Annotated in this window: 13 protein-coding genes; 3 read left to right on the forward strand and 10 right to left on the reverse strand. The window is 62.9% G+C overall.

Going from position 1 to position 12,929, the window contains the following annotated elements:
- The 7 genes from NKG60_RS30365 to NKG60_RS30395 all read right to left on the reverse strand — a co-directional run.
- Positions 1 to 270 (reverse strand): hypothetical protein (locus NKG60_RS30365; RefSeq protein ID WP_352976459.1); only part of this gene is annotated, 270 nt, incomplete at its 3' end.
- Between the two features lie 255 nt (positions 271 to 525).
- Positions 526 to 1,032, reverse strand: a complete 507-nt coding sequence (locus tag NKG60_RS30370; RefSeq protein WP_352671052.1) for an L-2-amino-thiazoline-4-carboxylic acid hydrolase — start codon at positions 1,030 to 1,032, stop codon at positions 526 to 528.
- A complete protein-coding gene (locus NKG60_RS30375) occupies positions 1,029 to 1,820 on the reverse strand; it encodes an ATP-binding cassette domain-containing protein (RefSeq protein ID WP_352671050.1) in 792 nt (263 codons plus the stop codon). The genes NKG60_RS30370 and NKG60_RS30375 overlap by 4 nt, the downstream gene beginning before the upstream one ends.
- Positions 1,817 to 2,638 carry an ABC transporter ATP-binding protein gene (locus NKG60_RS30380; RefSeq protein WP_352671047.1) on the reverse strand — a complete coding sequence of 274 codons (822 nt, stop codon included), beginning with the start codon at positions 2,636 to 2,638 and terminating at the stop codon, positions 1,817 to 1,819. Before NKG60_RS30380 ends, NKG60_RS30375 begins: the two co-directional genes overlap by 4 nt.
- Positions 2,635 to 3,465, reverse strand: a complete 831-nt coding sequence (locus NKG60_RS30385) for an ABC transporter permease (protein ID WP_352671046.1) — start codon at positions 3,463 to 3,465, stop codon at positions 2,635 to 2,637. Before NKG60_RS30385 ends, NKG60_RS30380 begins: the two co-directional genes overlap by 4 nt.
- A complete protein-coding gene (locus tag NKG60_RS30390) occupies positions 3,462 to 4,448 on the reverse strand; it encodes an ABC transporter permease (RefSeq protein WP_352671043.1) in 987 nt (328 codons plus the stop codon). Before NKG60_RS30390 ends, NKG60_RS30385 begins: the two co-directional genes overlap by 4 nt.
- Positions 4,449 to 4,730: 282 nt before the next feature.
- Positions 4,731 to 6,341, reverse strand: a complete 1,611-nt coding sequence (locus tag NKG60_RS30395) for an ABC transporter substrate-binding protein (protein WP_352671040.1) — start codon at positions 6,339 to 6,341, stop codon at positions 4,731 to 4,733.
- Between the two features lie 364 nt (positions 6,342 to 6,705).
- On the opposite strand from NKG60_RS30395, the gene NKG60_RS30400 reads away from it, so the two are divergent.
- Positions 6,706 to 7,893 (forward strand): M24 family metallopeptidase, encoded by a 1,188-nt coding sequence (locus NKG60_RS30400; protein WP_352671037.1) that lies wholly within the window; start codon positions 6,706 to 6,708, stop codon positions 7,891 to 7,893.
- Positions 7,894 to 7,904: 11 nt separating this feature from the next.
- On the opposite strand, the gene NKG60_RS30405 is transcribed toward NKG60_RS30400, so the two are convergent.
- Genes NKG60_RS30405 through NKG60_RS30415 form a run of 3 tightly spaced genes read right to left on the reverse strand, consistent with a single transcriptional unit; the run spans position 7,905 to position 10,398 of the window.
- Entirely contained in the window at positions 7,905 to 8,324 is a 420-nt protein-coding gene (locus NKG60_RS30405; RefSeq protein WP_352671034.1) for a cupin domain-containing protein, read from the reverse strand.
- A gap of 26 nt (positions 8,325 to 8,350) precedes the next feature.
- Positions 8,351 to 9,190: a phosphoenolpyruvate hydrolase family protein gene (locus NKG60_RS30410; protein ID WP_352671032.1), complete on the reverse strand. Its 840-nt coding sequence runs from the start codon at positions 9,188 to 9,190 to the stop codon at positions 8,351 to 8,353.
- 11 nt (positions 9,191 to 9,201) lie between these two features.
- On the reverse strand, positions 9,202 to 10,398 hold the full coding sequence (locus NKG60_RS30415; protein ID WP_352671030.1) for a Tm-1-like ATP-binding domain-containing protein: 1,197 nt from the start codon (positions 10,396 to 10,398) through the stop codon (positions 9,202 to 9,204).
- A 106-nt stretch (positions 10,399 to 10,504) separates the two neighbouring features.
- Here NKG60_RS30415 and NKG60_RS30420 point away from each other — a divergent pair, with 106 nt between their 5' ends.
- The gene (locus tag NKG60_RS30420) at positions 10,505 to 11,200 is read left to right on the forward strand and encodes a TetR/AcrR family transcriptional regulator (protein WP_352671027.1); all 696 of its coding nucleotides are present in this window, start codon (positions 10,505 to 10,507) and stop codon (positions 11,198 to 11,200) included.
- A 359-nt stretch (positions 11,201 to 11,559) separates the two neighbouring features.
- Positions 11,560 to 12,876 (forward strand): ABC transporter substrate-binding protein, encoded by a 1,317-nt coding sequence (locus NKG60_RS30425; RefSeq protein WP_352671025.1) that lies wholly within the window; start codon positions 11,560 to 11,562, stop codon positions 12,874 to 12,876.
- The last annotated feature ends 53 nt before the right edge of the window (positions 12,877 to 12,929 follow it).

A 12,929-nucleotide genomic window follows, 5' to 3' on the forward strand; every position in this document is an offset into this window, starting at 1 on the left:
AGCGCCCGTCGCTTCACCCGCCCAGCAGGGCACAACCCATGCCGGAAACGAACTCAAAACTGGATAGAAACTGGGGGCAACGTCAACTGGGCAGCAGGCGTCTGCTCCGTATTTTACCGCGAGCTTACGTCGTAACTCTGCAAGATCCGACAAGTGGCCAGGTCGAGCAGCCCGCAGCTCGTCAGCGACCATTTTCTCGGTTGGGATCAGCATGCTCTGCGTAAGGTGTTTGCCTTTGCGTCGCGTTTTGACCACCGGCAGTTCGCTCATAATTCACCTCCAGGAACTCTCCCTACAGAAGACGAACAAGAATGCCGCAATCCGACAAAATCTCGGATTGATTTGATTGCCGTGGCTTGAGGCGACAGCCATGAACCTACAAAGACGCCGCCGGCCCCGGCACCAATTCCTTGCGATGCACACATCAAAACACCCGCTTGCCTTATGGCGCCGGGTTTTTTTGACTCCGCGCTGCCCAACGGAACGGAACTCTACTTCTTCGCCGACATGGCTCGAGCTGCAGCTCTAACCGGCATCCCGGTTGGCCAAGGCGATGTGGCAGCAGCCGGAACCATGGCCCGGCGTCCAGGTGACGTTGTCGAAGCGCACTCCGGTGGCCTCGAACAGCCCACGATCGAAGGCGCCGGCGATGCGGCAGAGCGTGGCGAGCTTTTCGTCGCCGATGCCGGCCTCGACCCAGGCGTCCTTCAGCGGACAGCGCCTGACCTTGAAGGCGATGCGGTCCGGACCGCGTTCGACGTCGGTAGGATACATGCGGCCGCCATCCGGACTGACGGCCAGGAACGCCTCGCCGATCGCCGGTGCGTCGTTGGGGCCGAAATCGGCGAAGGCCGCGGCCGCAACCTCCCTGCCGCGCCGTTCGATGGTGCGGATCATGATTGCCTCGGCTTTTTCCGCGCCCACTTCCGCGGTTAGCTCGTCGAGCAACAGACGATAGAGATCGGCGCGGTTGCGGAAGGCGGAATCGAGTTCGCGCGACAGTTTTTCGGCTCGGGCTTCGGCGTCGGTCATGATGCGTCCTGTTCGATCCTTGACAGTCTCGGCGCTGCCGCCACCAGCGCCTTGCCGACCGCGGATTGCGGCGCGTCGATGACGGTGCGGGCATCGCCGCTCTCGGCAATCCGCCCGGCGTCCAGAATGGCGATGCGGTGGGCGATGGCACGGACGACGCCGAGATCGTGCGAAATGAACAGATAGGCGATGCGCTTCTCGCGTTGAAGGTCGAGCAGCAGCCGCAGGATCTGCGCGCGCACCGAAACGTCGAGCGCCGACACGGCCTCGTCGAGCACGACCAGCGACGGTTTCGTGGCGATGGCGCGCGCGATTGCAACGCGCTGGCGCTGACCGCCGGAGATTTCGTGAATGGCGCGGCCGGCGAGACCGGGGCTGAGGCCGACGCGTTCCAGCAGAGCGGCAATACCGCGCGGGCGCTCAGCACGAGAGGCGATGTGATGAATGCGCAAGGGGTCGTCGAGCACACGCGCCACCGTGGCGCGCGGGTTGAAGGCGGCGAGCGGATCCTGAAACACCATCTGCAGACGAGCGCGCCGGTCGCGCAAGGCAGCGCCGTTCAGCGACAGGAAATCGCTGCCCTCAAATTCGACCTGGCCAGCGTCGGCTTCGATGAGCCGCAGTATGAGCCGAGCTATCGTCGACTTGCCGCTGCCGGAAAGTCCGGCCAGCGCCAGCGTCTCGCCGGGTTCGATGTGGAAGGAAACGTCGTCGACCGCGGCGATGATCTTGCCGCCGCGACCGTATCGTTTGGTCAGGCCGGAAACGGCCAGCAGAGGACTGGTCATGTTCGCTGCAGCAGCGGCTCGGCGTCGAGGCCGAGATTGGCGTCGAGCAGCGCCCTTGTGTATGCGTGCCCCGGCGCATCGACCACCCGCGCCGTCGAACCCAGCTCGACCAGTTCGCCGTGCCGGAACACGGCAATACGCTCTGCAAGCTCAGCGGCCAGCGCAATGTCGTGGCTGATGAACAGCAGCGTCATACCGTCCTCGGCCACCAGTCGCCGGATCAGCCCGACGATCTCGGCCTGCACGATGGTGTCCAGCGCGCTGGTCGCCTCGTCGGCGATCAGCAGTTTCGGCCCGGCCGCAATCGCAGCGGCGATCGCCACGCGCTGCTTCTGGCCGCCTGAGAGCTGATGTGGGTAGGCGCGCAGGGCGGCGTCCGGATCGGGCAGGCGGACGCGCTCGAGCAGGGTTTTTGCCCTTGCGTAAGATTGCGACCAAGTAAGGCCGAGATGCGTGTAGGCGACCTCAGCGATCTGCTTGCCGATTGGCATCACCGGGTCGAGGCTCGCAGATGGATCCTGGAAGATGAAGCCGATGTCACGGCCGCCGATTGGAGCATGGTCGCGAAGACTTGCAGGTTGGCGTCCCGTCGGCGGCGGGCGCAAGAGCCAATCGATGCGGCCTTCGATCCTGGCGGTGGCCGACAGCAGCCCGGCAACGGCCAGCGCCAACGTGCTCTTGCCCGAACCGCTTTCACCGATGATGGCAAAGCGCTCGCCGGCGGTGATGTCGAAGCCGACATTCTTCAGCGCCGCCACCTCGGCGCCGTCGCGGCGATAGGTCACCGTCAGATTGCGGATCGAAGCAAGCGCCGTCACGACAGGCTCCTCCTCACCGCGGTCGTCTCGACAACGCCTTCGCCGGCGAGATAGACGCCAAGCACGGTCAGCACGAGCGCTACGCCAGGAAGGATCGACAGGAAGGGCGCGGTGCGCAGCACGGCGCGGCCTTCGGCGATCATGCCGCCCCAGGTAACGCGGTTGGGATCGCCGAGGCCGAGAAAGGACAATGCCGCTTCGGTGAGAATCGCCGCGGCGACGATCACCGACGACAAAGCCATTACCGGCGGCAGCGCGTTGGGGAGCACCTCGTGAAAGGCGATCTCCAGCGGATGCATGCCGATGACGCGGGCGCCGGCAACAAAATCGCGCTCGCGGATCGACAGCACTTCGGCCCGCGCCACGCGTGCCGGTCCGGTCCAGGCGCTCAGCGCGATTGCCGCGACGACGACGCCGAGCGACGGCCCGACGATGCTGACGAAAGCCAAAGCCAGCAGGAAGGCTGGGACGGTCTGGAAAGCGTCGGTGATGCGCATCAGCACCTCGTCGACAAGGCCGCTGGCAAAACCGGCCACCGTGCCGATTACGGCGCCGACGGCAAGGGCGGCGGCTGCCGCTGCCAGCCCGACCGCCAGCGAGGTGCGGGCGCCATGGAAGAGCTCGGCAAGCACGTCACGGCCGAGGCGGTCGGTGCCGAGTGGCAGCGACCAGTCCTGGAATGGCGGCAGCAATGCCGGCCCGGCAATCGCCTGCGGATCGCCGGGAAAGAACAAAGGTGCGGCAAGCGCCACGGCAAACAGCGCCGCCAGGATGACCGCGCCGGCGATCGCTTCCGGCATCCCGAGAAAGCGGCGAAGCGGGCTCACGCGCCGGCCTCACTGGCCCCGACGCGCGGATCGAGGAAGGCGTAGGCGATGTCGACGAGAAGGTTGATGATGACGACCAGAACGGCGCTGACGAGAATGATACCGAGCAGCAACGGGGTGTCGCGCGCGGCCACTGCTTCCTGCGCCAGCCGGCCAAGGCCTGGCACGGAAAAGACACTTTCAATGACGACGCTGCCGCCCAGCATTTGCGCGGACTGCAGGCCGAGCATGGTGACCAGCGGCAACAGCGCGTTACGGGCGACGTGAGCGAGCACGATGCGACGGCGGGAAAGTCCCCTGGCGCGGGCGGCCAGCACAAAGTCCTGTCGCCACACCTCGGCCATACCGGCGCGCATCATGCGCAGATAGAGCGCGAGATAAATGAAGCCGAGCGCCGAAACCGGCAGGACGAGATGGCGGGCGATATCGGCGGCGCGGTCGAGGCCAGTCCTGGCCGAGACGATACTCTCGATGCCGCCGATCGGAAACCAGCGCAGGTCGACGGCGAAGACGATGATCAGCACCAGCCCGAGCCAGAAGCCCGGCACGGCATAGAGCGCCAGCGAACCGATGGAGAGGAAGCGATCACGGAAGCTGCCGGGTCTGGCGCCGGCATAGATGCCGAGCGCCGAACCGAGACCGAAGGAGAGCGCAGTGGCGCTGCCCATCAGCAGCAGCGTGTTGGGCAGGCGCTCGAGGATGACGTCGCGGATCGGCCGCGAAAAGCTGACCGATTGGCCGAGATCGAGATGCAGCAGCGCCCAAAGATAATTGGCGAGCCGTGTCAGCTCTGACTGGTCGAGCCCCCAGCGGTGACGCAACAGCTCGATCATGCCGGCGTCGCCACCGGTCGAGACGATGTAGGCATCGACCGCGTCGCCGGGAGCGGCTTCGAGCAACAGGAAGGTGCCGATGACGACAATCAGCAGCACGGAGATGCTGCCGACGAGACGACGGCGAAGGAGGGTGAGAGCGCGGCTCACGGCGGCGTCGTCTGCTTGGCGATGCGCCGATCAAGAGAAATGCCGCGCCTGAGCACCCCCCTCTGTCCTGCCGGACATCTCCCCCTCAAGGGGGGAGATCGGATGTCATCAGCGATTTCGCCAATCTTCAACGCAGCAGGCAAATAAGCCGACATTGCGGCCAGCCAATCTCCCCCTTTGCGGGGGAGATGTCCGGCAGGACAGAGGGGGGTGTGCAGGAACTCGGCTTTTGACCAAGTTTCTACACAGATTTCGCTGCGAATTTTCATCCGCGCAATAGTGTCACGATTCCAAATAGGTGTCCGCCCAGTTCGATACCGCCCAGCGCGGGTTGTTGGCGATGTTCTTGACCGTGTCGCGGGCGACGCTGATGAAACTCCATTCGGCGACGTTGATCAGCGGCAGGTCGGCGGCAACTTTTCTCTGGAACTCCTTGTAGAGTTCGGTGCGGGCGGCGGTGTCGAGCGTCTCCGATGCCTTGGCGATCAGGGCGTCGAGATCGGCGTTCTTGTAGCCACCCTGGTTGGAGAAGGGCACGCCGTCGGGAATGCCGCTCTGCACCAGGATGGTGGTCGAGATCGCAGGATCGCCGCGGAACACCGGCGGCCCAACCGCAAGGTCGAAGGCGTGGTCGGTGTAGACAGCCTTGATGTGCGCGGCAGAGTCGTTGTTGACCAGCTGGGCGTCGATGCCGATGGCGGCGAGCGCCTGGCGCAGATAGTCGCCGAACTGCTTGGTTTCGTTGAAGTAGGGCGCCGGCAGCAATCTCAGTGAAAAGCGCTTGCCGTCATCGCCCCGGCTGTAGCCGGCCTCGTCAAGCAAGGCGTTGGCCTTGGCGACGTCGAAGGCGTAGGTCGGCACGTCGGCGGTATAGAATTGCGGGTCGTTTTTCGGCACCGGGCCAGTGGCGGCGGCGGCATAGCCAAGGAAGACCGTCTTGACGACGAAATCCTTGTCGATGGCGTGAGCGATCGCCTGGCGTACTTTCAGGTCGGCCAGCTCCTTGCGGCGATGGTTGATCTCGACGACGAGCTGGTAGATCAGCCCTTCATAACCCTTGGTGATCACCTTGAGGCCGGGCACTTTGGAGATGCGGTCGAGATCGGCCAGGGGCACGGCGGAGAAGGCGGCGAGCTGGATCTCTTCGGCCTCGAGTGCGCTTGCGGCGGAGGTGCGGTCGGGCAGCACCTGATAGATGATCTCGTCGAGATAGGGCTCGTCCTTGCCCCAATAGTCGGTGTTCTTCTCCAGCCGGTAATATTCGCCGGGCTTGTATTCGGCAAATTTGAACGGTCCGGTGCCGACCGGGGCGTTGTTGGCCGGGTTGTCCTCGATCTTTCCGGTCTCGTAGATGTGCTTGGGCACCACGCTGCTCAGCGCCGGCAGGGCGTTGCGGATCAGCTGGAACGGTGTCGGCTTGGCGAATTTGAACACGGCGGTTGCCTCGTCCGGCGTGTCGACCGCCTCCAGATCCTTGAACACGGTGCGGCCGAGATTCTGCAGCGGCTTCCAGACCTGCAGCGCCGAGAAGGCGACATCGGCTGAGGTGAAGGGTTTGCCGTCGTGCCATTTGACGCCCTCGCGCAGCTTGAACGTCACCGACAGGCCGTCGGCGGCGCCCTCCCAGCTGAGCGCCAGGCGCGGATCGAGCCCGTCCTTGCCGCCGAAGGAGGCCTCGGCCAAGGTTTCCACGATCTTGCTCGAAATGAAGAAGACGCCGTTCGAGGCGACAATCGCCGGATTGAGATTGCGCGGCTCGGAATCAGCGGCGACAACCAGTCGTCCGCCCTTTTTCGGCGTCTGCGCCCAGCCGATCGTCGGCATCGCGGTAGAGGCCAGCAGCAATGCCGAACCCGCAAGCATCGTACGTCTGGAAATGGTGAACTCTGGCATGCTCGAACTCCGTCCTCTCCGCGACCCGGCCGGGTGCGCCGTACCCCCTCGGACGCTCGTGAGCATCCCGCAAAGGCGATTATGGGCCTTGTGCGGGGTTTCGCCAAAGACGGAATTGGCGCATCTCTACGTGGCTTTGAAATTTCCGTCCGCTGGACCAGTTGTACAGAAACGGTTCGATGCGCGGTTCTGGCAGGACCAGACTGGAGTGAAGTGCAGCAGGTGGAGCAGCTTTTGGAGCTGGTTCGCCATTCTGGCTGGACCAGATCGGGCAAAATGATGCAGATTTAAGCATAGCCGAGGATCAGAGCCGGAAAAGCCGGTGCCGGCGAGCGGCCGGCCAAGGGATTTCAGGGAGAGAGACATGAACATTGCCCCAGGCAAGAATGCCGTCGGCAGCGTGCCGTTCGACCAGGCCAGGGTGGACGGGCTGATGGAGGAGGCCGGCATCGACGTGCTGCTCGCCACCTCCAAGCACAATACGCAATATCTGCTTGGCGGCTACAAGTTCATCTTTTTCGCCGCCATGGATGCAATCGGCCACAGCCGTTATCTGCCTGTCGTCGTCTATGAGAAAGGTGGGCCGGAGCATGCCGCCTATATCGGCAACCGCATGGAGGGCGGCGAGCACCAGAACCATCCGTTCTGGACGCCGACACTGCATGCCGCCTGCTGGGGCACGCTCGATGCCGCCAATCTGGCGGTCGAGCACTTGCGAAAGATCGGCAAAGGCAATGCCCGCATCGGCATCGAGCCCGCCTTCCTGCCGTCCGACGCCTATATGGTGATCCGCAACGCGCTGCCGGATTCCAAGCTGATCGATGCGACTGACGTGCTGGAGCGCATGCGGGCAATCAAGACCGAGGCCGAGCTGGAGAAGCTGCGCATCGCCTCCGAGCTGATCACCGATTCAATGCTGGCGACCATCGGCTGGGCACGCGAAGGCACGACCAAGAGCGAGATCATCGAACAGCTCAGGCGCGAGGAGACCAATCGCGGCGCGCATTTCGAATATTGCCTGTTGACGCTAGGCTCCAGCCACAACCGTGCCGCCTCGCCGCAGGCGTGGAAAAAGGGCGAGGTGATGTCGATCGACTCCGGCGGCAACTACCACGGCTATATCGGCGACCTCTGCCGCATGGGCGTGCTGGGCGAGCCTGACGCCGAACTCGAGGATCTGCTGGCTGAGATCGAAACAGTGCAGCAGGCGGCCTTCTCCAAGGTCAAAGCGGGCACGCTGGGCGGTGACATGATTTCTCATGCCGAAGGCGTTCTGAAGAAGTCGAAGGTTGCGCCGTATACCGATTTCTTCGCACATGGCATGGGGCTGATCACGCATGAAGCGCCGTTCCTGATGACCAACCATCCAGTGACCTATGAAGGCACCTATGCCGCAAAGCCGCTGGAGAAGAACATGGTGCTTTCGGTCGAGACGACCATGCTCCACCCGACGCGCGGCTTCATCAAGCTGGAGGATACGGTGGCGGTGACCGATGCCGGCTACGTCATGTTCGGCGATCGGGGCAGGGGCTGGAATAGGGGTGTGGGTTAGGCGCTTCTATCTCACTTCCCGCCCGGCGGGATCAACCTGAAATCCGGCAACTCCCGCAACCCCAATTCCGGCCCAGCCGGCGAATAGACGACGAAAAGCTGCATCGGCCCGTCGCCGGTATTGAGCGTCGAGTGGAAGCGGCTTTCCGGCACATAGATGGTGCAGCCGGGGCCGACTTTCTCGACGACCGGGTTGCCTTTCTCGTCTTCGACCATCTGCTCGCCATCGCCTGAGATGACAAAGATGATCTCCTCCGCACCCGGATGGTTATGACGCGTATGGCCTTTGCCTGACGGCAGGTCCACGACACCACCGGAAAATCGCTTTGCGCCGTTCACTTCGGGAGCGACCGTCAGCGACAGCCTGCCCCAGTCGAAGCCGAAGGCGCTGACGTCTTTTGGATATACGAATACCTTGTTGTTGTCGGTCATCGTCCCACCCTTCTTTTTGCCGGTCTCTACGCAGCGCCGAACGTGACGGCCTTGAATTCCGCCGTCTGCCTGGCGATCGAGGCTTCCGCCGGCAGCCGCTCCATCGAACTGGCGCCATAGAAACCGTGCAGGCCCTTGCAGCGCTCGAGAATATATTTGGCGTCGTCCGGCATCGAGATCGGCCCGCCATGGCAAAGCAGGATTATGTCCTCGCGCACCAAGCGTGCCGCTTCGGCGATGGCGTCGATCTCGCTGACACAGTCGTCCAGCGATTTAGCCGATGTCGCGCCGATCGAGCCGCCGGTGGTCACCCCCATATGGGCGACGACGATGTCGGCGCCGGCTTTTGTCATGGCGCGCGCCTCGTCGGGGTTGAAGACATAGGGCGTGGTCAACAGGTCGAGTTTGTGAGCCTCGGCGATCATGTCGACCTCGAGCCCGAAGCCCATGCCGGTTTCTTCAAAACTCTGCCGCATCTGGCCGTCGAACAGGCCGATGGTCGGAAAGTTCTGCACACCGGAAAAGCCCATCGTCTTCAACTCGGCCAAAAGCAGCGGCATGATGACGAAGGGATCGGTGCCGTTGACGCCGGCCAGCACCGGCGTCTTCTTCACCACCGGCAGCACTTCGTAGGCCATCTCCTTGACGATCTCGTTGGCGTTGCCATAGGCGAGCAGGCCGGCGGCCGAGCCGCGCCCGGCCATGCGGTAGCGGCCGGAATTGTAGATGATGATCAGGTCGATGCCGCCGGCTTCCTCGGCCTTGGCCGAGAGGCCGGTGCCGGCACCGCCGCCGACGATCGGAGCGCCGTCCGCGATCATCGTGCGGAATTTCTCCAGGATTTTCTTGCGCGGTATGGCGGCCATGTCTTGGTGTCTCACTGTCTGGCGATGTCGAGGAAGGCCGTTGTGGCAGCCCAGGCGAATTCGGGGTCGTTGATATGAAGCGGCAGGCGCAGCACGCGCCGCGTTTTGGCGGGTTTGATGGTGCGCTCGATCGCCTCGAACAAAGCGGCATCGGCTTCAGGGTCGAAGAAGGCGCCGCCTTCGATGTCGAGCGCCGACACGCCTTTCTCCGGAATGAGGAAACGAACCGGACCCTGGCAGAGGCTCAGCCTTGTACCGATCCATTCGCCGATCGTTCTGCTTTCGTCGGCAGTGGTGCGCATCAGTGTGACGTTTGGATTGTGCTCATAGAACAGCCGGCTGCGGTAGCGTCCCGGAATTGTCGGCGGCGCCCAGAAATTGACCATGTCGAGCGCGCCGACCGAGCCGACATAAGGCAGCCCGGTGCGGGCGATGGCGCCAAAGCGATCTTCGGTCGCCGGCAGCACGCCGCCAAGCAGCAAGTCGCAGACTTCGGTCGTGGTGATGTCGATGACACCCGACAACAGGCCGCTGTCAGCCAATTTTTCCATGGTGCGGCCGCCGGTGCCGGTGGCGTGGAAGACCATGCAGTCATAGGTGGAACGAAGCTCATCGGCGATCGCGGTCACGCATGGCGTGGTGACGCCGAACATGGTGAGGCCGAGCGATGGTTTGCCGTCGGGCGGTGGCGCCGGCTTTGCCGCCATGCCTGATATCGCCTGGGCAGCATTATGCAGCACGGCACGGGAAAGCCGGTTGAGGCCGGCCATGTCGGTCACCGACGGCATCATGACGATGTCGGAGATGTCGACATAGGGTGCGGTGTCGCCGGAAGCCAAGGTCGAAACCATGATCTTCGGCAGGCCGAGCGGCAGCGTGCGCATGCCTGCGGTGATGATCGAGGTACCGCCACCGCCGCCAATGCCGATAATCCCGGCAATATCGCTGCGCGACTGGACAAACCGTGCAAAGGCGGCGGCCATTGCCGCCACCGCGGTGCCGCGATCGTCGATGCCGAGCACGGCATTGCGACCCTCGGGATGGCGGCTGGCGACCTCGTCTGCCGAAACATCGACCGGCACGGTCGCGCCGCGTGTTCCGATGTCGACGCGGACAATCGAAGCGCCGGTAGCCGCGACCGCATCGGACAGAAAAGCAAGTTCCTCACCCTTGGTGTCGGCGGTGCCCACCACATAGATGCGCTTCATCGCGTTCCCCGGTCTTGGGCGTGCTCGGCGCTGCCGCCCCTTTGCCCGGCCGTTCGACGGCACGAACCGCCATTGCAATTTTTTGAGACGCGCGTATCGTATTGACATGGATGTCTCACGTCAACAAGCGACAGTGAACGACGACGCCGGCCAAGGCGCCAGCCCGCGGGTAGAGCGCGGGGCCCGCGCGCGCACAAGGCGTCTCATGCTGGAGACGGCGACAAAGCTGATGCAGGCGGGCGCCACGCCCTCCGTCAGCGAGGTGGCGGAAGCAGCGGAAGTCTCCCGCGCCACCGCCTATCGGTATTTTCCGAGCCAGGCGGCGCTGGTGCAGGCGGTGGTCGACGAAGGGCTCGGGCCGATCCTTACGTGGAAATCGAGCTCTGCCGATCCCGAGCGCCGGGTCGCCGAGCTGTTCGAGACCGCCATGCCGCGCATCGAGGTCTTCGAAGCGACGTTCAAGGCGGCGCTGAAACTGTCGCTCGACCAGTGGGCGCAGCGACAGGCAGGGACGCTGGGCGGTGAGCCGGCCTTCACCCGCGGCCATCGCGTCGACCTTTTGAAGGATGCCATCGCGCCACTCAAAGGCCGGTTGCCGCCGCGCGAATTCAAGCGGCTCGCGCAGGCGCTGTCATTGATCTTCGGTGTTGAGGTGCTGATCGTTTTAAAGGATATATGGGGATTGGATAGCCGCAGAATGATGTCGGTCGCGCAATGGGCTGCCGGCGCTCTGGTGCGCGCGGCTATGACCGAATCGATGACTGAAGGAGATCAGATCGCGCCGACGTCGGCCGCGAGATAATGCCAATCTGGTTCGACCAGATTTTCGACCTGACTAGTCATACTACTAGCGATGCAGCGGCCCAAGCAAGGCATTCACGTATCAAGGAGTAGGAAAATTCAGGGAAAACAGGCGGATATCGCAGAAATCAACTTGTCTGCGTGTCCGCCACCGTCCAAGAAAGGGCTTGACGTTCGTCTGAAATTGGTAATACCAGATCAGGACAAATAAAGCGGATCAAAGGGTGAAGGCTAAGATCCGTTTCGGTCGAGCGAGGAGGCTCAAAAACCGGAACGGTGCCGTCACGGGAGGACTACCAGGGCCGGCCTCGCCGCCGGCTCGCATGACGCGGTAGAATGCGCACAAGGGAGGAAATCATTATGCGCAAGACAATGACCAGCTTGCTTGCTGGTATCGGCCTAGTGCTCGCCTGCGGAACGTCCGTCTACGCGCAGGAAAAGGAACTTACAATCTTCTGGGCGGAATGGGATCCGGCCAATTACCTGCAGGAACTCGGCAACGAGTACGAGAAGGAAACCGGCGTCAAGATCACGGTGGAAACCACACCGTGGCCCGACTTCCAGACCAAGGCCTTCACCGAGTTCAACGCCCATGGCGACGCCTACGATATGGTCGTCGGCGACTCGCAATGGCTCGGTGCCGGCTCGACCGGTGGCCACTATGTCGACCTGACCGACTTCTTCAACAAGCACAAGGTCGGTGAAGTGATGGCACCGGCCACGGTGAAATACTATGCCGAATATCCAGGCGGCAGCGGCAAGTACTGGGCCATTCCGCTCGAAGGCGACGCCGTCGGCTGGTCCTATCGCAAGGACTGGTTCGAAGACCCCAAGGAAAAGGAAGCCTTCAAGGCCAAGTATGGCTACGATCTCGACGTGCCGAAGGACTGGAAGGCGCTGCGCGATATCGCCGAATTCTTCCACCGCCCGGACCAGAAGAAATACGGCATCGCCATCTACACCGACAATTCATATGACGCGATGGCGATGGGCTTCGAAAACGCGCTGTTCTCCTTTGGCGGCGAGTTGGGTGACTATAAGACCTACAAGGTCGATGGCTTCATCAACTCCGACAAGGCGATCGCGGCGCTCGACGCCTACAAGGAACTCTACAAGTTCACGCCCCCGGGCTGGGCCAAGTCGTTCTTCGTCGAGGACAACCAGGCGATCACTGAAAACCTGGCCGCGATGAGCATGAACTACTTCGCGTTCTTCCCCTCGCTGATCAACGAGGCGTCGAACCCGAATGCCAAGAACACCGGTTTCTTCGCCAATCCTCCCGGCCCGAACGGCGACCAGTTCGCCGCACTCGGCGGTCAGGGCATCTCCATTGTCTCCTACTCGCAGAAGCAGGAAGAGGCGACGAAGTTCCTGGAATGGTTCATCAAGGACGAGACCCAGAAGAAATGGGCAGCGCTTGGCGGCTACACCTGCAGTGCCGCCGTGCTCAAGTCGCCCGAATTCCAGGACGCCACGCCCTATAACAAGGCGTTCTACGAGACCATGTTCAAGGTCAAGGACTTCTGGGCGGTTCCGGAATATGCCGAACTGCTGCAGCAGCTCAACCAGCGCATCTACCCCTACATGATCGGCGGCGAAGGCACCGCCAAGGAGACGCTGGACACACTGGCAGCCGACTGGAACGCGACCTTCAAGAAATACGGCCGCGGCCAATAAGCATGAAGTTTCACGGAGGGGGCGTTCGTGCCTCCTCCGTTTCTTTTTCTGAT

Source organism: Mesorhizobium sp. M1428 (assembly GCF_040317515.1).
Classification (GTDB): Bacteria; Pseudomonadota; Alphaproteobacteria; order Rhizobiales; family Rhizobiaceae; genus Mesorhizobium.